The organism is Bradyrhizobium sp. CCGB01 (assembly GCF_024199795.1).
Lineage (GTDB): Bacteria > Pseudomonadota > Alphaproteobacteria > Rhizobiales > Xanthobacteraceae > Bradyrhizobium.
Genome location: NZ_JANADK010000001.1, coordinates 4,071,878 through 4,098,639 on the forward strand (window position 1 = coordinate 4,071,878; position 26,762 = coordinate 4,098,639).

The following is a 26,762-nucleotide window of genomic DNA, read 5'->3' on the forward strand; positions in this document are numbered from 1 at the left end:
TGCTTCGTCCTGCAAACCGCCGGCGCTGAGGACTGTTCCTAAGCGTCACAACGTGACGATTTCCTGGGCGCGAACGACGATTTCCTCCTGCCCGAGCTCGGTCTCCAGCCTCTCACCCAGAGCGCGCCAGTAGTCGGTGAGAAGGTGGTCCGCCATGACTTCGACGATCGCAATACTGTCGCGCTCAGTGCCGCCGCCGCGCTGCCACAGGCCTTGCCCCGGCGTGCGGACGAAGCTGGTGGCCCCGCCGAACTCGTCGGTGAGCTCTTTGAGAAGATGCTCGAACCATTCCTGCAGTACCCTTTCGCCGCGGCCCGTCTCCTTGGGCAGCAGGATCTGCACGAGATAGGAGGGGGTCATGCCAGAGGTCTTGTGGCGTTGCCGGGCCAGGCGGCGAGAAGAGTTTCCGTCGTCACGCACTCGACCTGCTGCCCGAACCGGTTCATGTAGATGTTCATCATGGAATCGTGGGTCTCGTCGGCGGAACTGCAGAGCGCATCGGTCACGAGAATGACCCGGAAGCCCCAATCGACCGCGCCCAGTACCGTGGCCAGGACGCAGACGTCCGTCTCGCCGCCGGTGACGATAATGGTGTCGACAGACGCGTTTCGCAGAAGGGCGTGTAGATCGCTCCCGGTCCAGGGCGAATAGACGTGTTTGTCGTAGGTGCGGGCTGGCGGAACGAAGCGGGCAAGCTCCGGCACCAGATCGATCATGTCCGGGCCCAGCTCATTGATGGTCATCGAGCTCCAGCGCTCGTAGTAGCGTCGCCACATCCCGGAACCCTCACCGGGATTTCTCGCCGGGATGAAACGGGTGAAGGCAGTGCGTTCGGGATGTGCCGCCGTTATCTCGACGATGTTTGGCAAAACGCGCGAGAGCCATGGCATCTTCCATTTCGTCCGTTCCGCGAACATGCGCTGCATGTCAACGCAGATATGGATCGCACTGGCGCCGGGAGGCCCGTAGCTCAGCTCACCGTCTTTCGACATGGCTCCCTCCTCGAGCGACTGCCTCAATCGAGGGGCGCGGCTGTCGTTCCTGCGTCGGCGAGAGGTCGCGGACCTTGCAACCGAGAACGATGCCGGCGAGCGTGGCGCCGACGAGGTTCGAGCCTACGATGACCCAATCTCCCTGCATGACGCCGTAGACGATCCAGAGCGAAAGACCAAGCGTCAGCGCGGCCAGCATGCTCAGCGACAGGTCCGCCGTGGATCCGCGAGGCCAGGCCTTCCGGACCTGGGGCACGTAAGACAGCGAGGCCAGGAAGGCGGCGACACCGCCGATGTAAGGGGCGAGGCTAGACACGGGGCGAATAACGGCAGGCGAACGCCCGCCGTTCCTATTTTAGCCAGCTCGCTTGAGGACTTCGACCTTGGCGCTCTCGATGTCCTCGTCCGGAGCCTCCTCGATGCCAGCGATCTGGTTCCGCGCATGCTTGGTGGCGAGGATGAGCTCGTCCAGCTTGACCTGCAGCGCCAGCGTGTCGCGGTTCTGCGTTGCCTGGATGAGGAATACCATTAGGAAGGTCACGATGGTCGTGCCGGTGTTGATTACCAGCTGCCAAGTGTCGCTGAAGCCGAAGAGGGGACCTGTCACGGCCCAAACGACCACGACGGCGACGGCGAGCAGAAAAGTCGCCGGCCGACCCGAAACGCGCGAGGTCGCCACGGCCAGGCGGGCGAACCAGCCGCCCTTGGATGGCGAAGTCGACGAAGCATTCCCGACTGGCAGGTTGGCGCGCATTTTCTTGGCTCTCCTTGAAGCTATTTTGGTTCGACCTTGAGCTTGGGATCGCTTGGAAGAACCCTCGCACCGGCCTGGGCGGCAGCTTGATCGGTCGTGACTTCGGAATCGGCGTGGACTGCGCCGGAGTTCTTTTTGCCGATGAGCAGGTAGCTGGCGGCGAGACTTGCCGCAATCACAGTCCCGCTCGCTATCAGAAAACGCGAATTTCGTTTCTTTCGCACGATCCCTCCGAACGCATTTTCCAATGCTGGTCCGCGGCTGGGGTTCCTGGGAAATGAACTTGGCTTTTGCTGGAACGTTATGATGGCAACTGCAATTCAAACGAGGCGCTGCGGGCACCCCGGAATGCCGCCGCGGACGAGGTGATGGCCCTTTTTACTATGAAGCCGACAAAGACAGACGTTAAGATTGCGCGGACAGTGGCGCGCAACACGAGCCATCGCGCGGAGACCGTCTCACGCGAGCTGACGTGGGGAGCGGACGAGAAGGTCCTGCTGGCCTTGGCGGTCGCCGGCTGGGTCGCGTCACGGGGCAGATCGGAGGGGCTGGAGCGCGCCGGCAATCATGCGCTCCTCGTCACGGTCGTAGCCTCCCTGCTGCCGCACGGCCTTAAGTCGGTGTTCGATCAGACCCGCCCGGACCGCAGGACGGTGCTCGGCCACGTGCATGGCGTCTCGTTCTCCGGCCAACGCGAGGACGCTTTCCCGTCGGGGCATGCCCTGCACATGGGCGCACTCGCATCCGCGGCGGGCACGCTGCCGCTCCAACCGCGACGAGCGATCCGAACGCTGGCTGTCGGCCTTTCCCTGACGCGGATCGTCGTGCTGGCGCACTGGGCGAGCGATGTCGTCGCGGGCTTCGCGCTTGGCGCTTTCATCGAGCGACTGCTCAGGTTGTGGACGGGCTATCCGCTGCGATCGAAGGAGGAAGATCATGCCAATCCTTGAGGACGTGAAGGAGTATGTGCAGCGCGCGACGGGCTTGGGGCGTCCGGGCAAGGACGAAGCCGCAAGTCTGGTCCGGTTAAGAAAGCCGCATACGGTCCGGTTCAAAGACGATGGACTCGTTCCCAATCATCCGCGCTGGCCGTTCGTTATCTACAAAGGCGCCGTCAATGTCGGTGACGGGCACGATCCCGCGGCCGTGATGGAAGACCTTTTCGAGGCCAACGGCTGGGACGACACGTGGCGCGACGGCATCTACGACTATGTTCACTACCACTCGCGGATCCATGAGGTGCTCGGCATCGCCCGCGGCAGGGGCCGCGTGCGCTTCGGTGGCAGCAAGGGCCGGGTATTCACGCTCAAGGCCGGCGATGTCGTGGTCCTGCCGGCCGGGACCGGTCATCAGTGTCTCTCGGCGGACGAAGACTTTCTGGTCATCGGCGCCTATCCCCCGACGGGCACCTACGACGAGTGCACGACGATCGAGGACCGCCCGCGAGCGCTGAAGACGATCTCGAAGGTGCCGGCGCCGCGTAAGGACCCAGTGTACGGTGCGAGCGGCTCGCTTTTGAAGCTTTGGAAGAAACCAAAATGACCGAGTACGTGATCCGCTTCCTGGTCGGCGGGGCCGTGGTGTCGGCGTTCGCTATGCTGGGAGACGTGCTGAGACCCAAGAGCTTCGCCGGCCTGTTCGGGGCCGCCCCCTCGGTCGCGCTCGCCACGCTCGGCATCGCGATCTATCAGCATGGCGAATCTTATGCGGCATCGCAGAGCCTTTCGATGATGGCCGGTACCGTCGCGCTCGCTATCTATAGCATCGTCGTTTGCCAGCTGCTGATCCGAGCGCGCATGCGGGCGCTGCCGGCGACCCTGTTATCGATCATAGTCTGGTTGGCGGCCGCTTTCGGACTATGGTCTCTCGCGGGAGGACAGGCATGACGACCCCAATTCGAATCTCGCCGTCATCTCTGCGTGAGAGCCGCTGGTACGAGTATGTGATCCGCTTCGCGCTCGGCGGAGCGGCGACTGTCTTCACCGGTCTCATCAGCAGCCGCTATGGAGCCTCGGTCGGCGGCCTTTTCTTGGCGCTCCCGGCGATCTTTTGCGCCAGTGCGACGCTGATCGAAAAGCACGAAATCCGCCGCAAGCGGGCGGCTGGACTTTCCGGCGAGCGGCGAGGACAAGAGGCGGCCGCCCTCGACGCCGCCGGCGCTGCTTTAGGTGCTGTCGGAATGCTGGCATTTGCTTTCGTGTTCTGGCTGCTGGTGGAGCGCAGCGTCGGCGGCGCGTTCGCCGCGGCGTCGCTGGTCTGGCTATGCGTGTCGGTGGCGGCCTGGTTTGCACGACGCAAGTTGCGCTCCGCGCATCGGCCTGAACGGGACAGCGCCCCTGCAGTGTCGAGAAGCCGCTGATCTGCCACTGATGCCTGGGCGCAAGGTTAGGAACTCTGCTTCTTCCCGCGCGGTTGACTGGACGGCCGCATCGGCGACTTGATCAGAGTGTAGAATGTCCGACACGATCACGACTACCGGCATCGCCGCCCACGGCGCCTCCCGCCTTCCCTCGGTGGAGATCGACAGCTTCAACGTCGAACTGAAGGACGAGGAAGGATTCATCGGAGACCGCGCGAGCAAGGGCGCCTTCCGCGACATCCTCGAAAAGTGGCGCAAGCCGCTGCGCAAGACCGGCGAGGATCCTTTCGGCAAAGAGCCGTCTGAGAACATCAGCAAAAAGCTTCTCGATGCCATCCTCGTCGGCGATGACACCGAAGCGTCGGCGGTGGTTCACAGCGCGATTGAGGATTTCGCCCAGGAACTCGCCTACGTCACGCGCCGCTTCCTGAAATCCAAGGCTTGGGAAAGGACCGAGCGTATCGTGGTCGGCGGCGGCTTTCGCGACAGCCGCCTCGGCGAGCTCGCCATCGCGCGGACCGAGATCATCCTACGGGCAGAAGACTTCAAGATAGATATGCGGCCGATCCGTCACCATCCGGACGATGCCGGTCTGATCGGAGCGCTGTATTTAGCTCCCTCGTGGATATTCGAGAGCCACGATTCGATACTGGCGATCGACATCGGCGGCACCAATATCCGTGTTGGGGTGGTGGAAACGCGTCCCAAGAAGTCGCCCGACCTGGCCAAGGCCTGCGTGTGGAAGTCCGAACTCTGGCGTCACGCCGAAGATGAGCCGAGCCGCGAGCAGGCGGTCAAGCGCATGGTGAAAATGCTCAAGGACTTGATCGCGAAGGCGGACAAGGAAGGGTTCAAATTGGCGCCATTCATCGGAATCGCGTGCCCCGGCGTCATCAAGGCGGACGGGTCGATCGAGAAGGGTGCGCAGAACCTGCCGGGCAATTGGGAGAGCCGCAAGTTCAACCTACCGGCCAGCCTAGTCGAAGCCATCCCACAGGTCGGCGAACACGACACGGCCATCGTGATGCACAATGATGGTGTCGTGCAGGGACTGTCGGAGATGCCGTTCATGCAGGATGTGAAGCGGTGGGGTGTGCTGACGATCGGCACAGGTCTCGGCAACGCGCGCTTCACCAATCGTAGCAACGGCAAGGGTTAGCAGCGAAGCTCGACCAGTCGCACTTGGCTGGTCCTTCTCATTTCTTTTTCTTTGGGACCTTCTTGCCTTTCTTGCGGGCCTTCGACAGTCCGATTGCGATTGCCTGTTTTCGGCTCTTGACCTTACCGCCCTTTCCAGCCCGCCCGCTCTTCGCCTTGCCTTTCTTGTAGCGGCGCACTTCGCTTTTGACGTCGCTGCCGGAGCTCTTGGAATATTTTCGTTTCTTTGCTTTTCGCGCCATCATCTTTCCTTCGTCGACTGAACAAGCCACCCGCTGGGGTTCCTCGGAAAAATAAGGTCGTGAACGATTAGTTCCTTAAACCGCGTGGCGGAGGCGGGGTGGCTCCCGGGGTAGGAACTGCAATCCTCTCGGCCCGTTTTTTTTCGGAGAAGAAGGCAAATGCGCCATGCGGTGTCACCGAAAGCGAAACCTGCGAAACGACAAAAGAGGCCGCACGAAGCGGCATCGGAAGTTGGCGGATGATGATCCCGAGGATCTCCTTGAGGATTGGATGACTGCGTCGGGAGACGCCGCAGCGTCTAGTCTATAACATCTGAGGTATCGCGAGCGTATATGCGAGCCACGGCGTGCCTAGGGACGGGAACGTTCGTTCGATTGAGCAACATTAAGCTGCGGGCATCCGCATTTCCCGATCCTAAGCTGAGCCGATGGGTCGTTCAAGTGGCGCTGCCGCTCGCGGCTGTTGCCAATTGGCCAACGAGTCCGCCGCGGAGGCCATTCAACTTCGGGAAGCTCCGGCCGGCACCGAAAGCAAGCGGCTGCTACCCGAGGTTCGGCACGCGGAGACCAATTCCCACATGCGGAGTTGCAACGCCTGCTCAGATTGATGCGGCCCGGAAGCACTTCGCATACGCGATGTTTGCAAGTTTCTGCGCCCTTCTTCTTGGCGCGGGAGCGGCCTACGCCGCCGGAATGGCGACCACGGGCCAGGCTGTCAAGGAAGCGGCGCGACCTGTGACATGAGAGCTGAAGCGCCCCGTTGCGGTTATGCAGTCGTTCATTACCGGCAGTCGCCACCAGCATCGGCGAACGACATCGAGAGGCGAGCCTGCCACTTAGCGACGCGAACGCCTCTTCGTTGCGCGCCGGTTGTAGGGCGAACGGTTGATGGGCTTCAGGGAAATCCCTTCGCGCCGCGCCTTGCTGCGGATAGCCGCGATGGGACGTTGAAGTTTGACGCTCATCACTCCGGTCGGCGTGTTGCCCTTCGCGAGCTGCTTGAGCATTTTCACATCCGCGCTCGACCACGGTTCACGCGTACGACGTTTGTATGAGGGATTTGCCTTGCGCGGGCCCTTCCTGCCGATCGGCGAGCCGGGTCGCTTCCATGATGCTCTTGCCATTGAAGTCCTCCTGTAAGTCGTTCTTGAACGAAGGAATCAGCAAATCGGTTCCGATGAACAGGAACGGCGGGATCGGCGCGAAGCTCTTCGTTGATCAGGGGCAACGGAGGTTTCAGTGCGCGTCCAACTAGCATCGATATGTCTTGTGCTGTCCGGTGGATTGGCGATTGCACAGCCCGCCAAGCCGGCGGACGACCTTGGCGCGCCGAGCGGGCGTTCGGCGCCCGAAGACAGGGGTCAATTGCAGCAGCAGGGCTGGACCGGGCCTACCAACACCGGTTCAGGTGGTGCGCCTCCGGAAAGTCCCCAAGGGCAAAGCCCGCCACGGATGCAGCCGGCGCCGGACGGATCGACAAAAACCACGGTCGAGCCTCCCAAGTAGCCCTCATGGGCTATTGCGCGTCCGCGTGGATAACGCCAGCGCGGCGCGACGGGAGGAACAAAGGATTCACGTTGCCGTTTCAAAGGCCAGACAACGCAGCGCCTGCAGACCCATGACGAACCTGAGCAAGCTCCCGACGTGGGCCGACGAGAAGAAGATCTACGCCGTGATCGAAACACCCCGTGGAAGCACCTGCGAATTGGAGTTCGATCCGGAGCTGAGGATGTTCACGCTTGCGAAGCCCCTAATGGGTTGGGCTCACCTATCCGTAGGATTGGGTCTTCATTCCCTCGGCACAAGCCGAAGACAGCGACCCGCTGGACGTCCTCATCATCTACGTATCTCAGACCTATGCGGGCGTCGTGCTCCGATGCCGGCCGATCGGGATTCTCGAAATCCTCCAGAAGCGAGAAGGCAAGGAGGAGCGCAACGATCGCATCTTCGCTGCGCCAGAGCGCTCGCCGTTAGAGAGCAATCTTGAAGACATTAGGAATCTGCCGTCTCGCGCCGTCGAGGAACTCGAACAGTTCTTCCGCGCGACGAACGCGCTGGAAGACACGGAGCCCAAATTCCTAGGGTGGCGCGGCCCCGGCGCCGCCGTCAAGGCCATCAAGCGGCTATCGAATTGCGACGGGGGCTAGAGCGTCCGCGACATTCCAACCTGCTTGCCATGGTCGATCTGTAGACCCAGAACTCTAGGGCGCCGATTGGAGCCGAGGTACAAAAGGGAACATCGGCCGTAATTAGGGGTGAGCTAAGCAGAACCGAAGCCGAGCCCTTGAGATATGCCGGGCCCATCCCGCCTGTGGACTTTGCCTGGAAGCCACATCGCGAGCTCTCTGTTGCCTGCGATGGTCGCAAGCAATCTCTTCATCGGCCTGGCCCTTGTGGCATTGCTCTATTTCGGGCGTGAGCTCTTCGTGCCGGTTGTTGTTGCGTTGCTTTTGAGCTTCGTGCTCGCTCCGGTCGTTCGGCTTTTTCGTCGCTTTTATGCCGGCCGCGTGGGCTCGGTTCTTGCCGCAGTGGTGCTTGCATTTCTGCTGATTTTCGGGCTCAGCGCCATTATGACCCAGCAGGTCGCACAACTCGCCGAGAACCTGCCCCGCTATCAGCTGACGATCAGCGATAAGATTCATTCGGTCCAAGACATCGCGCTCAGTCCGGGAATCCTCAATCGGCTAAAGGATATGCTCGGAGATCTGCGCCAAGAAATGTCAAAGCCGCAAGAGCAAGGACGAAAGAATGCTCATGAACCCGCCCAGACTTCTGTAGGAGAACCCCAGGCTAAGCCACTGCCGGTGGAAATCCAACAGCCGCCGCCTAAACCGTTCGATGTAGTGCAAGCCATCGTCGGGCCTCTGTTGGCGCCTCTGGCGACGACGGGCATTGTTATCGTTTTCGTGATTTTTATGCTGCTTTTTCGCGAAGATCTGCGGGGCCGTTTTGTCCGCCTCGCAGGCGCAGAGGATTTGGGGCGCACGTCCGAAGCAATCGACGATGCCGGTCGGCGACTGAGCCGGTATTTCCTGACGCAAACCTGCATCAACGCAACGTTCGGGATTGTCATCGGGATCAGTCTTGCGGTGATCGGCATTCCCAATCCGGTGTTGTGGGGCATCTTCGCGGCTCTTATGCGCTTCGTTCCTTATATCGGCGCATTCATCGCCGCCGCAGTCCCTGCGGCGCTTGCCATCGCGGTTGATCCGGGTTGGTCCATGTTCTTACGGACGTTGGCATTGTTCGTGATCGTAGAACCGATCCTGAGCCAAATTGTAGAGCCCATGCTGTATGGCCACAATACAGGGCTCTCGCCGGAAGCTGTGGTGGTGGCTGCAGCCTTCTGGACTTGGTTATGGGGACCAATTGGACTTCTGCTTTCGACACCCCTGACGGTGTGCCTGGTGGTATTGGGGCGTCACGTCGAGCGATTGGAGTTCTTGGATGTGATCCTAGGTGATCAGCCGGCGCTCACGCCAGAACAGAATTTCTTTCAACGTATGCTGGCCGGTGATCCCGACGAGGCTGCGGACCAAGCCGAGAAGTTCATGAAGGAAAAATCCCTCTGCGCCTATTACGACGAGATTGCAATTCCTGGGTTGCTGCTGGCGCGGGCTGACGCGCGACGCGACGCTCTGGACTCGGAGCGCCTGCACCGGATTAAGGAAACTGTCGAGGGCGTCATCGACAATCTTTCCGATCACGATGACTGCGCTCCACCTGTCAAGAGCAACGAGAACCTCCATGACGCCAACACAGTTGAAATCGAGGTGGTCAACGCTCCTGATCTATCGCCGCCCGTTGTACCGACTGGAACGTCAAGACCCGGTTGGCGAGACGGAAAGCATGTATTGTGCATCGGCGCGCGAGATCCTCTTGACGAAGCGACGGCGAACATGATCGCGCAGCTTCTCGAAAAACATGGTATCGGCGCCCGCATCGAGCCTTCGACGGCTGCCTTGTCTTCCAACATCGTTGGGCTTGATACAGCCAGCATAGGGATGGTGTGTGTATCTTGCCTTGGAAGAGGAAGTCCGGTGCATCTACGCTTCCTTCTTCGGCGTCTGCGTCGCAAAATGCCACACGCCACACTCCTTGTCGGCCTATGGGGCTCAACCAAAGATTCGGAGGATGAAGCGAGTCTGGATGGCGAGCCGATCGGCGCGGATTTCTATGCGAAGTCGCTTCGCAAGGCGGTAGAGCTTTGCATCGAAGCAGCATGCCGCTCGACCGCCGCACCCGAAGGAGAAACAAAACGTACTGATGCGCACCGGTCTCGAGCGCCGCGATCTGGTGGTAGGCGCAATTGAGGACGTCACCGCTGCGAGGAGTGTGGGACGATTAGGGCGGCGAGGGCGCGTTTGATGTCTGTTATGCCCCGAACAGCGGCGCAAAAGAGGACCTCGCTCGAGGTTCGAGTCGGGCCAGAAGCGGAAGCAATCGGCACCGGCCTGGTCAAGTGGTGCAGACGACTTCTTTATCTCAGGCGGTCGGCCAGCCCTCGAGTTGCGCCCCTTGAAACTATTGTCCGCCGCGTTTACTCGCAGTCCTGCTCGGCCGCCGTCACCTTTTGCTGGGACGGCGCAGGCTCGGCCGCACCAGCCGTCGCCTTCTTTGATTGGTCAGTGGGCGCGGGGCGGGTCTGCTCGACCGTGCCTGTCGTCCGATCCGGCGCCTGTGCGGAGGGTGCAGGCTTGGTCGCCGTTGATTGCTCGGCGGCAGTAGGCTGGCTCTGCATCTGGCGCTGCGCGTCTTCCGACGACGTTGCGGTATGCTCCGAGGCCTTGCCCATCGAAGATGTCGGCGGATGCTGCTTGGAATCAACTGCCGCGGAACCAGTGGTTTGTCTGGTATAACCGGGGACATTCCCTGATCCTGCATCATGGCTCACCGTGTTGCAGGGACCGGCATAAACGGAGCTGGCGCTGAAGGCGAGCGCTGCGCTCAGGATCATAAGTCTGTTTGCGATCATAGCTCTTCTCCTTTGAGCTCTCTGTGACGATGAACAAAAGTAGAGGGCCTTCCGTTCCGAACGCACGAGAGCTGCCCCAACATTGAAGAGCGGCGGAGATCACCGGATTCTAAAGTCGTCCACCCAAATAAAGCGACTTCAGTTGGCAGCCTCATCATCATCGTCTTTGCGGCGAACACTATGTCTCGACTGACGGAGAGCCTCAAGGGCAACTCCTCTCAGCTAGGTTGAATGGATACCGCGACCGTAATGCAGGCTTTTCGTCATGGGGGTTCATCGTAGCTGGAGGTTGTTAGAGACGATGCCGACGACGATAGATTGGTGATCGGCGCTGCGGCATGTTCTCCGAAGAAAGGAACGACCCCGTAACGGCCGAGTTAAGCCGACAAAACCCACCTGTGAGGGAGACGAAAGCCATGGCACGCGCAACAGCCCATCCGGATCGTCAATGCATCTCAAGCGAAGATATTCAAGGAACCGAGGTATATGGAGCCGATGGAAAGAATATCGGTGAAATAGATCACCTCATTATCGACAAGGTGTCAGGTCGCGTGGCTTATGCTGTCATGAGCTTTGGCGGATTTGTTGGATTGGGCCACAGCCATTACCCCATTCCTTGGAGCGCTCTGACCTATGATACGTCGCTCAGTGGTTTTCGAACCAATATCACCGAGCAACAGCTGAGGGACGCGCCTGAATTCAGTGATGACTCGTGGCAGGATCGAGATTGGGAAACGCGCACCCACCAGTATTACGGGACGCCAACGTACTGGGAGGCGCGCCCAGGTGGCCTTTAAGGGTGGGCAGCGGATCTGAAAGTCCCAATCGTTAGGCGCTTGATCTCATGCGCCGCGCATAGGCTCATGCGCTGCATGCTGTCGGATTCGATCTTGCCGAACTGAGGCTTTCGCCAAGTTACGTGTCCAATCGTCTGATAGCCGACGCAGAATTTATGAGCTTCAAATGGCCTGCCTCACAAAACGAGTAGGTCACTCATGACCGATGTCTCTAGCACCGGTGAAGCCGATGCAACGATTGTCACGTCCTAGTCGCTGGCGGAGCGCCCTGATACCTCGGGACGCTCAATCGCACACGCGCGTGATCGATCGAATTTAGCTCTCATCTGGAAGCGCTAAATCAGTAGCTGCCGCCCGTGCCAAGCGATCCGCGCCTAGCTCTCGCGCTATGGAAATAGCGGCACCAACCATCGGGACTGATTTGCCCTGCGACGATTTCTCACCTGTCGGACGGCCGGAAGTGGACACAGACAGCGCAGTGCAGCGGTCCGTTGGGGCGCCGGCGAAACTCATTCCAGGGCCCTTAGGCAGTGCGCATCGCTGGATCAATCGCCCATATGGCGCTCTACAGCGCTCTTCTTGCCCATGGCAGCTGTCTGGCGTCGCGCTGCCATTTGCCTGGTTTGGCTTTGCCGGCGAAAGGGAGCACGAGCTCTCCGTAAGCAGCGAAATGGGTCCCGACAGGCACGGAGCGTGCTCGGGACCGCAGCGCCAATGCCGGTCGACCAGCGGCAGACCGCTCACGGCGCGGGTATGCCAGCACAATAATCATCGACCGATCAAGCCATCTCAGGACCTGACCAATTCCAACTGGTCTCGCTGATGTACTTGGGTGCGCCTCTAAGCTGATTCTCGGGAACGGTTGTGACATAGCCGCCTAGATTGCTGTCATACCTCAGGGATTGCCAGGAAAGCGGGTAGTGATCGTCCCCGATGCCCAGAAAGCCGCCAAATCCGAGTACGGCGCAAGCGACCTTGCCGCTGATCTTGTTGAGGTCGCCCGTTCAATCCTTGCAGAAGCATGTCGCGGATATAGACACACGCGCAATGACGCGGTGCCATCAGCCGAGAGGTCGGGTTTGCCTGAAATGGAAACCGCTCGGAGCGAACTTCCTGGCTACAGCGAGCACCTCGGCTTCGCATGTTTCCAGCGCTATCTTCTGGGCCAGCATGACATCTCCGATCGGCAGGGCGCCGATTGGCATGAAGCATAACCCGGCCTCCAGACGACCTTTTTCGTTGATCGCCCACACGTTGGCCGAGGTTCCGGCCTGGACTCTGTATCGCTTTCCGGTGTCGCTTCCGATCACTTCGAAGTAGCCCCGACCGGCAAACTGCTCCCGTTGCGCCGGCGACAGCCATTCCCGCAATATCCGCAGTGATCGTCCCTCTGGCGTGCCCTCGGCGCCGTGCTTGATGAAGAGAGCTCGCGTTGCTCTCCTGCGGGAGCGGACGCCCGGCTGCGTCGATCCAAAACCCAACATGGCGGAATGCCCGCTACCCGCCGACGAGCCTAGGAAAGAAGATCGTCTCGTCCGCATTGGGATCGAACGATCGGATCTGTGATGCCTGACCCGGACCCGTCCGGAACGCCGCGGTGAAGCCGGCCTGCGTCAGCTCGTAGAACCGCTGCTCCGCCTTCGCCAATTCCTGTACGTCGAGGGGGTCGAAATAATGACGGCTGTCGCCAGTACGGTCCATCACGATCTGGATTGCCATGATCGCTCTCCTCGAATTGCTGATAGACAAGGACCAGTATCCGGCTGAACGCAAGAACTTTCAAGAGAAGAACATTTAATCACAAATTTCCCGTCGTCAGCTGATCGCAGCTTATGGCTTGGTACAAGCTCAGATTGAAGAGCGGCCGGTTCGTCCGGTTCACCAAGCCATCAGGTATTAACTCGGCCCGCCGGGGCTGGGATGAGAAAGGGGGCAGGTTAGTCCCTCGATTCACAGGGCCCGGCCTGGCTATCGAGCCCGTGACGGGAATGGCTGTTTTCCGATGGTACTTACCTAACGACGTCCGCCCGGCGGATTCGATCGGCGTCGGCCGGGAGAGGGGCGCTCTCGCGGTAGGCGTACCACGGCCTCGGTGCTGCATTTTGTGTTTAGGACCATGGCGGCTCATCGCTCGGCCCTGCTGCCTCGTCGCGGATCGTGACATCCGCCGAACGCAAGCCGGTCAGCAATACAGTTCTTACGGAAGCAGGATCGAATCCAATATCCTTGGCGTTTGGTGGATGCGCCTCGCTGCCTTTTAATCGGAGTGCCAAGTGCAATTGCTCGCAAAGGTGCTGAACGATGAGATTGATCTGTTCGTCAGTCATGATTTGCTTTTCCTGCTACAATTGTGCCACCCAATCACATTTGAAAATAGCCCGGTACGGGGTAGGGGAACGGCGTCGTCTTGGCGTTCAGGGTGGGCTTGAGGGCGTTTCGCTGTCCACGACATGGGCATGGCTTTCTTGCCGCCGCCGGGCAACTGCACCGGATTTCCATGAGTCGGCGGAACCGAAATATTTTTATCATAAGTGAATCTTCGCTGGGGCTCGCAAGGCCGTGAGGCAAAGCCGCTGCGATTTGCTGGGAGCTCTTGAATAGCAACCTGTGTGCAGTATGGGCGTTACCTGCATCACCGGCCAAGACCGATTTCCATAAGCGCGCCAGTGGCTGAGGAATCGATCCCGCCTGAACCAAAGGGAAGGGTCGAGCGCATACACAGGCGCCGCCGCTTCAAACACGCTAAGTCGCTAGAAGAACGCCTAACTCAAGAGGCCTTGCAACTGCATGAGGAAGCCGGAAACCTTCCACCCGGCCGTAAGCGGGAGGCGCTGCTCAGAAAAGCGCGCCAAGACGAGACGGCAGCATATTTGACGGAATGGCTGACTTCTCCTGGATTGCAGTCGCCGAAGTAAGGCCGCTTGATTTCGCCATCTCTTCCTACGACGTGGCCCTCAGCCTCCGATCGGGAACTGAACGCCAAGGGAATTTCGCAACTCTCACTGCGGCAGATTGTTAACTTGGCATCACTGGTCGTCGTAGCGCCGGTGGCGGAGAGGAGTAATCGAGTCTCCCGCCTACATATGAGGGAGCACGCCATGCTGAGACGGCGTCGTTTCAAGAATACTACTTTGGAAGAACTACTGGACGCGGTGCGGCGTTCGCGGGAAAGAGGCTCGGGACATCCCGACAGGATTATTCGCAAAGCTCGGCGAACTAAGACCGCCTCTCACCTGAGAGAGTGGCTGATCACGTCGGGTCTACAATCGGTGAAGTAAAGGGCCGTCTCGCGCATCTGCGAGCGTCAGCCGCGCTCGAGCTCGACAATCACGCCTTCATTGCCCCGAAGCAGAATCGACGCTTCCGGCAGTGGCTGCTGCGGCCGGTCAAGATGCGTCGACATCATCATCCGGCCACGACCTTTCCAGTGCCATTTCCTTGGCTCGGCAGCGATGTTGAGGGCGACCAGCACTTCGGTCCCGCCCGCCACGCGCTTCACTGCGAGCACATCGTTCCGCGATCGCAACGGTTCATAGCTACCATATTGCAAACAGGGATGCTCATGCCGTAGCGCGATCAACGCTCGGAATAGCGCTAGGATTGAACGCTGATCACGTTGCTGCTGCGCTATGTTGGGCGCGCTCTCTGGCCCGAGCGGCAGCCATGGGCTGGCTTTGGTGAAGCCTCCACTGGGGCTGTCGTCCCACCGCATCGGTGCGCGTTCCGGGTCGCGGCAAAGTCCGTATCCGGGCACGAGCTTCTCGAATGGATCACGGACGTGATCGGGCGGAATGGGCACGCGTTTGCGGCCGATCTCATCGCCCATGTAGAAGAACGGCGTTCCCGGGAGCGTCATGAGGAGCATCGCCAGCACGCGCATCTGGGCGGCGCCGATCTTACTCGCGATCCTTTGCTTGTCGTGGCCGCCGATCACCCAGACGGGCGATGCGCGCTCGGGCAAGGCGTTGAAATAGGCATCAATGGCCGCTTGCACCGACAGCGCGTCCCACTCGGCGTCGTGCAGCGCGAAGTTGAGTGGCAGATGGAGGCGCGGCCGGTCGGTGCCGTAGAAGTGGCCAATGCGGTCGGTCTTGCCCTGGACTTCGCCGCACAACAGCCGGCCGGGATAGATGTCGAGGATCTGCCGGATGAATTCGATGCATTGCATCGTCTCCGGCCGGTCGTCGGTGAAGACCGGTGTGTTGCGTTGCGGGGGCGGCTTGCCCTCGGCTTGCGGATTTTTTGGATTGTCGCGCAAGAGCTCGTCCTTGATCAGCACCGCGCTGGCATCCACACGAAAACCATCGACGCCGCGATCAAGCCAGAAGCGCATGACGTCGGCCATCGCTGCCCGCACGTCCGGATTGCGCCAGTTCAGATCGGGCTGCTCGACCAGGAACGAGTGGTAAAAATACTGGCGCCGCGCTTCGCACCATTCCCACGCGCTGCCGCCGAAGCGGCTCAGCCAGTTGTTGGGCGGCCCGCCGTCCTCGCCCGCATCGGCCCAGATGTACCAGTCGGCTTTCGCGCTGTTGCGCGAGGTGCTGCTTTCGACGAACCAGGCATGGTCGTCGGCGGTGTGATTGGGGACGAGGTCGAGAATGAGCCGGATGCCTTCCTTGTGCAGGACGGCGATGAGGCGATCAAAGTCATCCAGGCTGCCAAAACTCGCGTCGATCGAACAATAATCGGAGATGTCATAACCGAGATCGCGGAAGGGGCTACGGTAGATCGGCGTGAGCCACACCGCGTCGATGCCGAGCCATTTCAGATAGTCGATCCGCGCCGCCAGGCCGGCAAGGTCGCCTTTGCCGTCGCCATCGGAATCTTGAAATGAGATCAGCGCGATCTCATAGATGACAGCGGATTGCCACCACGCCGTCTTATTGCTCCCCTCGGCCGCATCGCCTTCGTTCACCTCGCCGTGCCTCATGCTTCAAACAAACGCTCTTCTCGCAATCTCAGGATTCTATCGCCAGGATGTTCGCTTCCGTGTTCGGCTCAACCACGTGGCATCAAGTCCAGGAATGAACGATGGTTGCTACGTGACCGGCGAATTCTGAGTACTGCAGGCGCCTCTTCAGGGAACGGAGTAGGGGGCGAGCGATGGGTTTGCGGCAAAAACGTAAGGCGATAGTGCCGCAACTCTTGCGGCGCACTCTGCCGCCGGAGATCGTCCGTCACAGAGCCATCCTTGTCGGCCTTCGGGAACCGCCCGTGGTGCCCTGGGTTGGTCCGACGACTGATCTTTCCGAAGGGACCAGCATGCCGGAACCGGACATCCAAAAGGGAATGCCGCTATCGCGCATCGGATCCCAACCCCTCAGTGAGGGATCAAGCAACGCGATCACGCGCGACGTTATCGATGTCCATTGAATGCTTAATCGTCGGCGGCGGGCCAGCAGGCCTGATGGCCGCTATCTATCTCGGCCGATTCCGACGCCGCGTCTGCCTTGTGGATACGGGCGCAAGTCGTGCGGCTTTGATCCCCCGTAGTCACAATGTACCGGGCTTTGCGCATGGCCTGTCCGGCGCAGAGCTGATCGCGCGGATGTCGTCGCAACTAGCCGAGCTCGACGTCGCGCGCGTGGATGCCGAAGTCACCGCCCTGAGGCGGCACAGAGACGGCTTTCGCGCGAGCTGGCGGGGATGCGAACATGACGTCTCCAGTGTGGTTCTCGCCTGCGGGATCGTGGACATCCATCCGCCATTCGACGAGTGGCGCTCTGCGGTCGCTGATGGGCTCTTACGCTACTGTCCGGTCTGCGACGCCTTCGAGGCAATCGGCCGCCGAATCGGCGTGATCGGCCCGCTCGATCACGCCGCGCCCAAGGCGCTATTCCTCCGCGGCTACTCGCAGGATGTGACGCTGCTCGCGACGGAATGCGGAGCGGACGAGGTCGCGAAGGCGCGGCTGTCCGTGGAAGCTGTTAGCGTCGTACCGGCCTCCGACCTGAGGCTCAGGCGAAAGGGGAAACGGATCGAAGCGGTCTTCGATGGCGAGCTTACCGAGGAATTTGATGTGGTCTATGCGGCGATGGGCGCGCAGGTGCGCTCGCGGCTGGCGATGTCGCTGGATGCCGAGCATACCGACGAAAGCTATCTAAGGGTCGACGATCATCAGCGCACATCGGTCGATGGACTCTACGGAATAGGCGACGTCGTTACCGATCTGCACCAGATCTCCGTCGCGTTCGGTCATGCGGCGGTCGCCGCCTGTACGATTCACAACAGCCTGCCTCGGCGGTGGGCCTGATTCTGTGGAGGTGGATCTTGGTGAACATGACGGCCGCATCATCGTCGAAGACGACCGTCTATGCTGCGCTGGCCGGCAATATCCTTGTCGCCGTCACCAAGATCGGCGCCGCCATCTGGACGGGAAGCTCGGCGATGACGAGCGAGGCCGTGCACTCGGTCGTGGATACATCCAACGAGGTGCTGCTGCTCTACGGCTACCATCGTGCGAGCCGCCCGGCGGACGAATCGCATCCGCTCGGCTATGGACGTGAATTGTACTTCTGGAGCTTCATCGTCGCGCTGCTGATTTTTGCGCTCGGCTCCGGCGTCTCGCTCTATCAGGGGGTCTTGCACATTTGGGCACCCGAGCCGATTGAGGATCCCATCGTTAGCTTCGTCGTGCTCGCCCTGTCGTTCCTGTTCGAGAGCGCCTCGTGGCTAATCGCCCTGCGTCGTTTCCGGTCGGATGCTGCGCGATTCGGATACTATCAGGCCTTCGTCCGCAGCAAGGACCCTCCCGCGTTCATGGTGTTGCTTGAGGACAGCGCCGCGATGGTCGGCATCGTCATCGCGGCCGCAGCCACTGCAGCTGCGGTATGGCTGGCGCAGCCGGTGTGGGATGGCATCGGCTCGATCCTGATCGGGGTTCTTTTAGGGATCACATCCGTCGGACTCGCCCGCGAGAGCAAGAGTCTCCTGATCGGCGAGCCGGCGCATCCGGAGCTCGCTCGATCGATCCTCGAGATCGCACGACGCTCGCCGGGCGTGCTCCAGGCCAACGGGCTCCTGACGGTGCAGTTATCGCCGGACGAGGTTATCGCCGCCCTAAGCGTCGAGTTCGCCGACGAGAAGCGCGCCGACGACATTGAACAATGTGTGATCTCGCTCGAGAGCGAGATCCGCAAACGTCACCCGAGCGTCGCAGCCCTGTTCATCAAGCCGCAGACGAACGCGCGCTTCCATGCCGTTCGGGCGAAACGTCGGGGCCAGAGATCCTAGAACGACCTTTTCACGAAATTCCGCCGGGATGGCTGAAGATATCAAACTGCCGCGAGTGAGACCGACCGGAGTCATACCGCACGCGTCCGCGGGTGCAGATCGCAAGCGCGGTCGGTGCCGAAACGGCGGAGCCCTACGCCGATAGCGGCCGCCTTTGTGCACGAGTTCGACGCAGACCCGGCTGGTCAGCATCAGCGTGCCGGAGTCACCTGCACCGGCCGGCGAGACTATTCCTGCCCCCGCCGCCTATTTTAGGCAGAAAAGCCAAAAGCGGACGCCGCGAAGCGGCTGGGAGACGGCAGCGTCGGCCTGATCCGCCATCTTCCGCTTGAGCAGGTCGGCCAAGTCAGTCTCAAAAATGTGCCCGAGTGCGCTCGAGGAGAGCATCAAGGCTTCGCCTCCTGACGGGCGCCCCTCAGACCGAGGAACGCCATTTTTCCACGTCCGGCAAATGTCGAGCCCGGATCGAGCATAGTGAAAGCGTGGCATTTTCGGAGACCATCGCTGAGAGTTACGTCTGACTTTAGGCCCCGCGCTAGACGCCAATAAATCCGCGACGTAGCAACCCGGCCAGCGCGCCTCGAAGGCTGGCGACGCCGGCGATGTTACCGTGGGACGCGCTGAAGAGCCGTACCACCAGACGCTGATGTTGTTCCGCACTCGGCTCAAGCCGCGCGAGCACCGTGTTGCCGGATCGCGAGACCATGGACATGTCGGTCCATCCCAGCCCTTCCAGGTGAATTTTGTAGCGCCAGCCGGCCAGCTCAAGCGCCCCGCCGTCCGCACCCGAGAAGCGCACCGAGGTCGGCGACATCGCGAGCAGGCGGCACGACAAGACCTTTCCTTCGCCCGAGAGCCAGACAGCCTCGTCCGTCTCGAACATGTGGCCGGGACGAGGCAATTCGAAGCAGACGAGAAACGCGATGAAAGCGATCAGCATCGCGATGCCGGCCCAGAGCAGGTTGAAGAAATCTAGCGAGGAAATCTCGCTGGCGGCGTAGGGCGAGATCAACGCCCATATGATGCTCGCGGCAGAACTTGCGGCGATCATCCCGAAGATGGCGGCGAGCTTCCAGTGGATGCGCGGCGCCGATCGGTCGCCGCCTTTGTCGGTAATTTTGAAGGGGCGGCCGAACGGCTTGACGACGGCGCTCAGCAGCGTTGCGGTCACCGCAAAGCAGGTGATGGCGTGGGTGGCTTCCATGAACAAAGGCAGCGTCCGCGCGCGCGATATCCAGCCCATGTAGATAATCTGCCCGAGCAGCGCCGGCACGCCATAGCGCAGGAAGGAGTGGTAATCGGCTTCGAACGCGGGCAGCCCGCCGAACCAATAGATCGTCGGTGCGATCAATAGCAGCACCATGAAGGGTTTGGAGAGCCAGTTTAGCATGCCGTGAAGATAGTGCCAGCGCTGGGTGAAGCTGAAGCCGGGGCCGAGCAGCGGGCCGTTACGCAGCAGGGCGACCTGTATGGTGCCGAGGCACCAGCGCGTGCGCTGGGTGACGTATTCCGGGATGCCTTCGGCTGAAAGTCCGAAACTGAGCGGCTCGTTCAGCCAGGATGTGCGGTAGCCGTGCGCCAGCATGGTGTAGGTGAGGTTGATATCCTCGGTGATTGCCTGATCGGGAAAGCCGCCGATTTCCTCGAGCCGGTCGCGGCGAACGACAAAGGAGGTGCCGACGCAGAACGCGCAGCCCCACGCGTCCTTGGCCGGTTGGAAGATGTCGAAGAAGAAGCGTTGATCGTCGACCCAACTCTTCTCCGCCAGCAGATTATGCTGGATCGGATCGGCGTTGTAGTAAAATTGCGGAGTCTGCACGATCGCAACCTCCGGATCGGACAGCAGCAGGCCGACCGTGCGTTTCAAAAAGTCCCGCCGGGGCGCAAAATCCGCATCGAGCACCAGAATGACAGGCGCGTTGGTCGCGCGGGCGGTCGTGGCCAACCCGTTATTGAGGTTCCCGGCCTTGGCGCCCTTGTTGTCAGGCCGGGTCAGATGACGCGCGCCAACGCGCTCGCAATATTCCCGCAGCCAGTCGCGCCTCTGGTCATCAAGCACCCAGACTGTCGCATTGGCATAGTCGAGCGCCAGTGCGCTCAGGATCGACCGCTCGAGGATTTCGAGCGGTTCGTCATAGGTGCAGATGAAGATGTCGACGGCGGGATGGCGATTTTTTGCGGACAGAAGCTGCTCCGCCGCGTCGGCTTGCGCGGTGCGGTCCGAGCTGCGGAACAGGATCACGATAGAGATCAGCGTGTACAGGATGGCCAGTGACTCGAAGGCAATGAAGAGCCGCGGCCAAAGACTTTGCGCCGACAGCTCGAACGGCGGCAGCGTATCGTTCCATCGCCACAGTGCATAAAGGATCAGAAACGCCGCGCTCGTCGCCCCGAACAGGATACGGTCTCTGGCACACAGCGGGTCCAGCAGTCGCGCTATCACCAGAAGCCCGAGCAGAATTCCGATGTCGATGGTCAGGATCGAAAGATCATCGGGGGCGGTGGGGAACATCAGCGTATCCTTTTCCCGGTGAAGGGGTTCCAACCTGTTTCGGCCAGCACGGCCCATGCGGTCGCGCCGAGATGCGGACGGCGGTAATAGAAGAAGTCAGGATCGCCGCTGCCGGTGGGATCGATCGACAGTCCCGTTGTCAATCGCGCCGGGCGGGAGGCATTGAGCAGGCCGCTCGGCGTCTGGTCCGCCTTCAGGCTTGCCAACAACCGATCGCTCTCTCGCGCGTTGCCGCTGATCCGGTAGGCCAATGCCGCCTGCGCCGTGCCCTCGACCCAGAGGCCGTCGCGATCGCCGTTGAAATCGAAACCGCCATCGACCCCTAGTCGCGCTTTCGCGAAGCCGAGTGCGCTCTTCCAGGCTTCCGGCGATTCGGGCACGGCCATCCACGGCCAAAGCTGAGCGTCGAGCGCGAGCAGACCCTCATCCGCAAGATTGCCGTCGGGCTTCGTCCCAAGCAGGAAATGATCTCCGCGAAAGGCGCGATCGAGCAGCCGCCTGGCCTGCGCTGCCGCGTCGTCGTACTTCGGTTCCCCAGTCAAGCGAAACAGCCAGCGCGCGGCCGCGTGGACGTCGGCATTGTGCTCGGTCGACTTCCAGGTGAGCCTGACCTGCTTCGGATCGTAGCCGTGAAAGCCGCCGTAAAAGCCATCCGAGGAAGCGGTCGCGTCGATGACCCAGTCGATCAGGCGTCTGGCGTCGGCGAGACATTGAGGATCGTGGGTCGCCTGATGGAGCGTCAGCAGTGCCAGTGCGACCCACGCAACGTTTCCGGTGGAAGTGCCGTCCTGCGCCGGATCCTCCGCCCAGATCTTGGCATGACCGTCCCACCAGCCCGGTAGATCGGGTACCTCCTGGTTCACCGCACCGGTGCGATAGGCATTGCGCACACGGCCGTCATCAAAGCTTCGATCCTTGCGTACGGCGCGGCTCAGCGCGTTGGCGATCGGTCTTGCATCCGACACATTGCCGCAGGCAATCAGTGCAATGGCGGCGAGCGCGTTGTCATAGACGAAGGCCGTGGTAGCGAGACCGGCCGGAAGGGTCGCTTCATCCGTGCTGGGTTCATAACTGCCGATGAAAACCGCGTCGGCAGCTTTTGTGTGCGGCGTGACCGCCTTGTTCAACCCGGCGCAGAAAGTGTTTGCCGCTTGCGCCGTTTGGCCTGCGGCCGCCAGGGCGCCCACGACTGTCGCGCACATCATCATCACGATGGCAGACTTCATCGTGATACAAGGGTGCGAGTTTCGGGCGATCCATCCGCGTCGGCCTTTGGTTTCTGCGGCTCCGAGGCGCGGAAGACGTCTTGCAGAAGTGCGATGCCAGCTCTTCTTGTATCCGCGTCCAAAGACAAATTCTGCGCAGTGTCGCTGTTGGCAGTCTCGGTCTTGGCAGTCTCGGTCTTGGCAGTCTCGGTCTTGGCACTGTCGTTCCTGCCTGCGTCGTCTCCAATCCACGAAGCAACGAAATGGCCGAGCCGGTGCCAGGTGACCGACATCGAGGGGACCACACCATTCTCGCGCGTCACCGTCACCCATTGGCCGACCGGACACGCGGATGCGCTTGCAGTTCCTGCTTGTTGCGCTGATGCGCCATCCCCGCTCGCGTCATCCGGCGTGATGATGGCGTAGAGTTCGCGCCGTTCGGTTTGCGGGAACGGAACGGCAAAGCGCTCATCGACCTTGTCGCTGGTCTTCGGCAGCACCGCGCTGACGACGCCGGACCGCAACGAACTCCCGTCGATGCGAACACGGGTGCCGGGCATCATGCTCTGACCCTGCCGGTAGGAGAAGATGGCCACAACAAAGCGCTTGTCGCAGTCGACAATGGAACTGATGGTATCACCAGCGCTCACATGCCGTCCCATCGCGGCGCCGACGGTCAACACCTTGCCTTGGCCGTGCGAAAGGACATCGGCATCCGCCAAGGTCGCGAGCCTTGCTTGTTCGGCGTCGATCAGGTTTTCCAGGTCGGCGAGCACGACCGATTGCTGCTTTTCCTCGATTTTCATCCGCCTGGCGTCCAGGTCGATGTCCCTGCGCTTCTGAGCCAGGTTATTGAGAGCAACCAGTTCGTCTCCGACATAGATACCTTTGCTCAGGGCGTCGAGCTGGGCCATCTTTTGATTCAGCTTGGCAGCCTCTGCGTCCGCACCATGCATGGCCGCGGCGTATTGCTGGATCGTCGGCCTGAGCATATCCATGCTTGCGGCATTGCGTGTCACCATATTGCTCTGGCGGTCCACCAAGGCCTTCTTTTCACCGCTCATGGCGTTGGATTGCGCAACCCGGGCGCGAAGCTCCTCGATCTGCGACTTGAACTGAGCCTTGAGCTGGTTGGTCTGGTTGGCGAGTTCATCATCGAGAGACGAAACATAGCTGAGGTCCGATTCGTGCTTCGCGCGTGTCGCGTCGAGTTTTTGACGTGCGTCGGACGCCTTCTCCTGGAGCGTGATGAGTGTCCCGCGATCAACTCTTGGATTGCTGATCTGCGCCAGCGTGTCGCCGTCGCGGACGTCCCGGCCGGGAAGTACCGCCAACAAACCGATTTCGCCACTGATTGGCGCGGTCAGAAGCGTAACAGGCGCGTTGACCACGGCGCGATCGGATTGATCTGCGACGATCGGTGGCGCCACGGCTGTGAGCATCAGTGCAGACAGCAGTCCCGCCACGCCTATGGCGGACATTCTCAGAAGTGCGGGGTGCCTGCGCACAGTGCCGCCGCTTTCGGATCTATCAATCATCAGCTTTCTCTCGGTTGGAGGTATTTCCAAAAGCACTTATCTGGCGTTGATTGCCGGTTCTTCCCGTCGCTGGCTAAGGCACTGCAACAATGCAGGGCGCATTTGGTTCAAATGGCCGCAGGGAATAAGGACGGGAACCGGCTGAATGCTGGTCGCGACAGGCGTGGGGCGTGTTTCCAATCTCTTCCATAGCGCCGTCCAGGAGAGACCCCGGTCCTCTTGCGGCGTTCTCGGCCTCCCTGGTTATCCCCGGCCTTCTGGGGCTCGGGTCGGGCGCCAGATTGATCGCGTCGTAAGACGGCGGTACTGCGCGCTTCCCGCGGGCGAACGATGCGACAAGACTGGCACGGGCGCGCTCGATCCATGGGGTGAGACCTGCCTCAGTTCACTACTGCAGCAGCGGTTTCATCCGATTTACCTCGCGCCTCGGCGTGGCGGCGGCCAAGAGCTCAGTGCGTCATCGCGGCGCGCGCGATCAAGCTGGCGAGCGGAGGAGCCTCAGCGGTGGCGTGGCGCATCACGGTAGGAAAGAGCGCTGCAACCGCAGAGATTCCTCAGCATGTATTGCAGGAACGTCGCCGCTTACGCTCGCTATATGGTTAGAGGAAATCTGCGATGTCTTCAGCGAGGCGCGACATGCGCAAAGCCAAACCGACCGAATGATCGTTGACCACCCCTTTCGCCGCTAAATGCGCCGACTTTTCGTCTTTGACGAGACAAAGGTCGACAGTGAATGCCTGCGAGCAGCCCGTCGGATCAGGCGAGGGGGCAAATAGCCTGTCGCATCAGGCGAGCAGATTATCCAGCGTGATCGGGAAGCGGCGGATGCGTTTGCCAGTGGCGTGATAGACGGCGTTTGCGATCGCCGCAGGAACGCCGACGATGCCGATTTCGCCCAGGCCCTTGACGCCAAGCCGGTTGATGTGGTCGTCGCGCTCTTCAACGAAGATCACGTCGATGTCGTGGATGTCGGCGTTCACTGGGATGTGGTACTCGGCGATGTTCGCATTCATGATCCGGCCGAAGCGGTGATCCATCACCGTCTCCTCGTGCAGGGCCATCCCGATCCCCCAGACCACGCCGCCCATGATCTGGCTGCGACCGGTCTTGGTGTTCAGGATCCGACCGGCGGCGACGGCGCTCACGACTCGCGTGACGCGGATGACGCCGAGCTGCTCGTCGACCTTTACCTCGGCGAACACGGCCGAATGCGTGTTGCGGGCGCGCGACTTGTCCTCCGTGAAGTGGTTGAGCTTCTGCTTTTCGAGCCGCTCGAGCTTGCCGTGCCGCATCGCATCCGCGATCGAGACGGCACGGGTCTTTTCACCGTTGCTGGCGATCGTGCCGTCGATCAGGATGACGTCGGCAGCATCGACGCCGGCGAGCGGCGAAGAGGGCATCGTACTGGCGAGACGCGCGAGATCCTGGCGAATGTCGTCGGCCGCTCCCAGCACCGCATGTGCGCTCGATGCGGCCATCCAGGAACCGCCCTCGACGGGAGCCTGCGGGAGGGTCGAGTCGGCGAGCTTGACACTGATGCTCTCGATCGGCAGCCCGAGTGCATCGGCAGCCACCTGCGCCATGATGGTGTAGGTGCCGGTGCCGATGTCGGACGCCGCGCAGAACACCTCGGCATGCCCATTGGCGGTCAGCACGATGCGGACTGCGACCGGCATCTGCAGTGCCTCCCACACGCCTGTCGCCATGCCCCAGCCGACCAGCTCCTTACCGTCGCGCATCGCGCGCGGCGTGGGATCGCGGCTGCTCCAGCCGAAGGCTTCAGCGCCGCGGGCGTAGCATTCGCGTAGCTGCTTGCTGGTGTAGGGCAGGTCTTCGCTCTGGTCGCGATCCGAGTAGCACTTCAGCCGTAGCTCGATCGGGTCGAGCTTGAGGGCGACGGCCAGCTCGTCCATGGCGCATTCGAGCGCGCACACGCCCGAGGCTGCGCCGGGCGCGCGCATGTCGCAGGGGGTGGAGACGTCGAGACGGACGAGCTTGTGAGAATAGCGGCTGTTTGCGCTTTTGTAGAGCTGTTCCGCCCAGCCGCTGTCGTTGCGCGCGAAATCCTCGTAGCGCGACGTGATGGCCGTGGCCTCGTGCACGACCGCATCGAGCGTGCCGTCAGGCTTGGCGCCGAGGCCGACGCGCTCGATTGTCGCGGGCCGGTGGCCGAGCCCATACATCTGCCGCCGCGTCAGCACCACGCGAACGGAGCGCTTCAGAACGAGCGCAGCGAGCGTTGCCAGCACCACCTGATATTGCGGCCGCAAGCCGGAGCCGAAGGCGCCGCCGACATAGGGCGATAGCACCCGGATGTCATCGGGCTTCTTGTCGAACACGCTGCACAGAAATTTTTGGACGTTCTGGACGCCTTGCGTCTTGTCGTAGACCGTGAGCCTGCCGTTGCCGTCCCAGACGGCCGTGCTTGCATAGAGCTCCATCGGATTGTGATGCTCGGTCGGAAGGACGTAGTCCGCCTCGTGCCGTACGGCCGCTCCCGCAAGCGCTTTTGCGGCGTCGCCGCGCGGCTTGAGCTGCTGCTTCACCTCAGTCGCCTTCCTGCGCCCGGCTTCGAGATCGGTCGCAAACGCCTGCTCCTCCCGATATTCGACATGCACCAGGGTCGCGGCGAATTTCGCGGTTTCCCAGTCCTCCGCCACGACCAGCGCGATCGGCTGGCCGTTGAATTTGATGCTGTCGTCATAGAGCGGCCGGAACGGCGATCCTTCCTCCGGCGCCACTTCATCCTTCCAGGCCTCGTCGTTGTCGGCGAGTGGCGGGCGATGCGCATGCGTGAGCACGTCGAGCACGCCTTTTACCTTCAGGGCCTCGCTGGTATCGAGGCGGGCGATGCGTCCGCGCGGAATTGTGGCCTCGACGACGAAGCCATGCAGAAGCCCGTCGGCCGTGAATTCGCCGGCATATTTGGCGGCCCCGGTGACCTTGGCGCGGCCGTCGACGCGGGACGTTGGTGTTCCGACATAGGCGTTCATC

The 26,762-nt window shown here is 61.3% G+C and carries 25 protein-coding genes and 2 pseudogenes; 10 read left to right on the forward strand and 17 right to left on the reverse strand.

Annotated features, from left to right (window positions below; translation table 11 throughout):
- Positions 1–45: 45 nt before the first annotated feature.
- The 5 genes from NLM25_RS18495 to NLM25_RS18515 are packed head-to-tail and all read right to left on the reverse strand — an operon-like array spanning position 46 to position 1,970.
- Positions 46–360: a hypothetical protein gene (locus tag NLM25_RS18495; RefSeq protein ID WP_254118330.1), complete on the reverse strand. Its 315-nt coding sequence runs from the start codon at positions 358–360 to the stop codon at positions 46–48.
- Complete coding sequence (locus tag NLM25_RS18500) at positions 357–992, reverse strand: cysteine hydrolase family protein (RefSeq protein WP_254118331.1); 636 nt, start codon at positions 990–992, stop codon at positions 357–359. The genes NLM25_RS18495 and NLM25_RS18500 overlap by 4 nt, the downstream gene beginning before the upstream one ends.
- Positions 976–1,308 carry a SemiSWEET family sugar transporter gene (locus NLM25_RS18505; protein ID WP_254118332.1) on the reverse strand — a complete coding sequence of 111 codons (333 nt, stop codon included), beginning with the start codon at positions 1,306–1,308 and terminating at the stop codon, positions 976–978. The genes NLM25_RS18500 and NLM25_RS18505 overlap by 17 nt, the downstream gene beginning before the upstream one ends.
- 39 nt (positions 1,309–1,347) lie before the next feature.
- Positions 1,348–1,746, reverse strand: a complete 399-nt coding sequence (locus NLM25_RS18510) for a low affinity iron permease family protein (RefSeq protein WP_254118333.1) — start codon at positions 1,744–1,746, stop codon at positions 1,348–1,350.
- A gap of 20 nt (positions 1,747–1,766) precedes the next feature.
- Positions 1,767–1,970: a hypothetical protein gene (locus NLM25_RS18515; protein WP_254118334.1), complete on the reverse strand. Its 204-nt coding sequence runs from the start codon at positions 1,968–1,970 to the stop codon at positions 1,767–1,769.
- Positions 1,971–2,114: 144 nt separating this feature from the next.
- On the opposite strand from NLM25_RS18515, the gene NLM25_RS18520 reads away from it, so the two are divergent.
- The 5 genes from NLM25_RS18520 (at position 2,115) to NLM25_RS18540 (ending at position 5,264) form a co-directional block, all read left to right on the forward strand.
- The gene (locus tag NLM25_RS18520; RefSeq protein ID WP_254118335.1) at positions 2,115–2,696 is read left to right on the forward strand and encodes a phosphatase PAP2 family protein; all 582 of its coding nucleotides are present in this window, start codon (positions 2,115–2,117) and stop codon (positions 2,694–2,696) included.
- Positions 2,683–3,288, forward strand: a complete 606-nt coding sequence (locus NLM25_RS18525; RefSeq protein WP_254118336.1) for a cupin domain-containing protein — start codon at positions 2,683–2,685, stop codon at positions 3,286–3,288. Before NLM25_RS18520 ends, NLM25_RS18525 begins: the two co-directional genes overlap by 14 nt.
- Positions 3,285–3,632 carry a DUF3147 family protein gene (locus NLM25_RS18530; RefSeq protein WP_254118337.1) on the forward strand — a complete coding sequence of 116 codons (348 nt, stop codon included), beginning with the start codon at positions 3,285–3,287 and terminating at the stop codon, positions 3,630–3,632. The genes NLM25_RS18525 and NLM25_RS18530 overlap by 4 nt, the downstream gene beginning before the upstream one ends.
- On the forward strand, positions 3,629–4,105 hold the full coding sequence (locus NLM25_RS18535) for a DUF3147 family protein (RefSeq protein ID WP_254118338.1): 477 nt from the start codon (positions 3,629–3,631) through the stop codon (positions 4,103–4,105). The genes NLM25_RS18530 and NLM25_RS18535 overlap by 4 nt, the downstream gene beginning before the upstream one ends.
- Positions 4,106–4,199: 94 nt before the next feature.
- Positions 4,200–5,264, forward strand: a complete 1,065-nt coding sequence (locus tag NLM25_RS18540; protein WP_254137905.1) for an ROK family protein — start codon at positions 4,200–4,202, stop codon at positions 5,262–5,264.
- 46 nt (positions 5,265–5,310) lie between these two features.
- On the opposite strand, the pseudogene NLM25_RS18545 reads toward NLM25_RS18540, so the two are convergent.
- A pseudogene (locus tag NLM25_RS18545) lies at positions 5,311–5,505 on the reverse strand (DUF6496 domain-containing protein); the annotation flags it as partial.
- Positions 5,506–6,341: 836 nt separating this feature from the next.
- On the reverse strand, positions 6,342–6,512 hold the full coding sequence (locus NLM25_RS18550; RefSeq protein ID WP_254118341.1) for a hypothetical protein: 171 nt from the start codon (positions 6,510–6,512) through the stop codon (positions 6,342–6,344).
- Positions 6,513–7,343: 831 nt separating this feature from the next.
- Between NLM25_RS18550 and NLM25_RS18555 the strand changes: the two genes are divergently transcribed.
- Together NLM25_RS18555 and NLM25_RS18560 are read left to right on the forward strand one after the other, a co-directional pair.
- Positions 7,344–7,652, forward strand: a complete 309-nt coding sequence (locus NLM25_RS18555) for an inorganic diphosphatase (RefSeq protein ID WP_254124273.1) — start codon at positions 7,344–7,346, stop codon at positions 7,650–7,652.
- 210 nt (positions 7,653–7,862) lie between these two features.
- Positions 7,863–9,818 (forward strand): AI-2E family transporter, encoded by a 1,956-nt coding sequence (locus NLM25_RS18560; protein ID WP_254124274.1) that lies wholly within the window; start codon positions 7,863–7,865, stop codon positions 9,816–9,818.
- Positions 9,819–10,045: 227 nt separating this feature from the next.
- On the opposite strand, the gene NLM25_RS18565 is transcribed toward NLM25_RS18560, so the two are convergent.
- Positions 10,046–10,480 carry a hypothetical protein gene (locus NLM25_RS18565; protein WP_254118342.1) on the reverse strand — a complete coding sequence of 145 codons (435 nt, stop codon included), beginning with the start codon at positions 10,478–10,480 and terminating at the stop codon, positions 10,046–10,048.
- A 416-nt stretch (positions 10,481–10,896) separates the two neighbouring features.
- Between NLM25_RS18565 and NLM25_RS18570 the strand changes: the two genes are divergently transcribed.
- Positions 10,897–11,277, forward strand: a complete 381-nt coding sequence (locus NLM25_RS18570) for a PRC-barrel domain-containing protein (RefSeq protein WP_254118343.1) — start codon at positions 10,897–10,899, stop codon at positions 11,275–11,277.
- A 779-nt stretch (positions 11,278–12,056) separates the two neighbouring features.
- On the opposite strand, the pseudogene NLM25_RS18575 reads toward NLM25_RS18570, so the two are convergent.
- The 5 genes and pseudogenes from NLM25_RS18575 to NLM25_RS18600 form a co-directional block, all read right to left on the reverse strand.
- A pseudogene (locus NLM25_RS18575) lies at positions 12,057–12,272 on the reverse strand (PRC-barrel domain containing protein); the annotation flags it as partial.
- 66 nt (positions 12,273–12,338) lie between these two features.
- Entirely contained in the window at positions 12,339–12,761 is a 423-nt protein-coding gene (locus NLM25_RS18580; protein ID WP_254118344.1) for a hypothetical protein, read from the reverse strand.
- A 13-nt stretch (positions 12,762–12,774) separates the two neighbouring features.
- Positions 12,775–12,996, reverse strand: coding sequence for a hypothetical protein (locus tag NLM25_RS18585; RefSeq protein WP_254118345.1), 222 nt, complete (start codon positions 12,994–12,996; stop codon positions 12,775–12,777).
- A 389-nt stretch (positions 12,997–13,385) separates the two neighbouring features.
- Positions 13,386–13,604, reverse strand: coding sequence for a hypothetical protein (locus NLM25_RS18590; RefSeq protein ID WP_254118346.1), 219 nt, complete (start codon positions 13,602–13,604; stop codon positions 13,386–13,388).
- 977 nt (positions 13,605–14,581) lie between these two features.
- Positions 14,582–16,195, reverse strand: a complete 1,614-nt coding sequence (locus NLM25_RS18600) for an alpha-amylase family glycosyl hydrolase (protein WP_254118347.1) — start codon at positions 16,193–16,195, stop codon at positions 14,582–14,584.
- 447 nt (positions 16,196–16,642) lie between these two features.
- Between NLM25_RS18600 and NLM25_RS18605 the strand changes: the two genes are divergently transcribed.
- Both NLM25_RS18605 and NLM25_RS18610 read left to right on the forward strand, forming a co-directional pair.
- Positions 16,643–17,533: an NAD(P)/FAD-dependent oxidoreductase gene (locus NLM25_RS18605; protein ID WP_254118348.1), complete on the forward strand. Its 891-nt coding sequence runs from the start codon at positions 16,643–16,645 to the stop codon at positions 17,531–17,533.
- Positions 17,534–17,559: 26 nt separating this feature from the next.
- Positions 17,560–18,513, forward strand: a complete 954-nt coding sequence (locus NLM25_RS18610; protein ID WP_254137906.1) for a cation diffusion facilitator family transporter — start codon at positions 17,560–17,562, stop codon at positions 18,511–18,513.
- A gap of 535 nt (positions 18,514–19,048) precedes the next feature.
- Here the strand turns inward: NLM25_RS18610 and NLM25_RS18615 are convergent.
- The 4 genes from NLM25_RS18615 to NLM25_RS18630 all read right to left on the reverse strand — a co-directional run bounded on the left by NLM25_RS18615 (position 19,049) and on the right by NLM25_RS18630 (position 26,761).
- Entirely contained in the window at positions 19,049–21,025 is a 1,977-nt protein-coding gene (locus NLM25_RS18615) for a glycosyltransferase family 2 protein (RefSeq protein ID WP_254118349.1), read from the reverse strand.
- The gene (locus NLM25_RS18620; RefSeq protein ID WP_309143605.1) at positions 21,025–22,251 is read right to left on the reverse strand and encodes a hypothetical protein; all 1,227 of its coding nucleotides are present in this window, start codon (positions 22,249–22,251) and stop codon (positions 21,025–21,027) included. The genes NLM25_RS18615 and NLM25_RS18620 overlap by 1 nt, the downstream gene beginning before the upstream one ends.
- Positions 22,248–23,768 carry an HlyD family secretion protein gene (locus tag NLM25_RS18625; RefSeq protein ID WP_254118350.1) on the reverse strand — a complete coding sequence of 507 codons (1,521 nt, stop codon included), beginning with the start codon at positions 23,766–23,768 and terminating at the stop codon, positions 22,248–22,250. Before NLM25_RS18625 ends, NLM25_RS18620 begins: the two co-directional genes overlap by 4 nt.
- A gap of 785 nt (positions 23,769–24,553) precedes the next feature.
- On the reverse strand, positions 24,554–26,761 hold the full coding sequence (locus NLM25_RS18630) for a xanthine dehydrogenase family protein molybdopterin-binding subunit (RefSeq protein WP_254118351.1): 2,208 nt from the start codon (positions 26,759–26,761) through the stop codon (positions 24,554–24,556).
- Position 26,762: the final 1 nt, after the last annotated feature.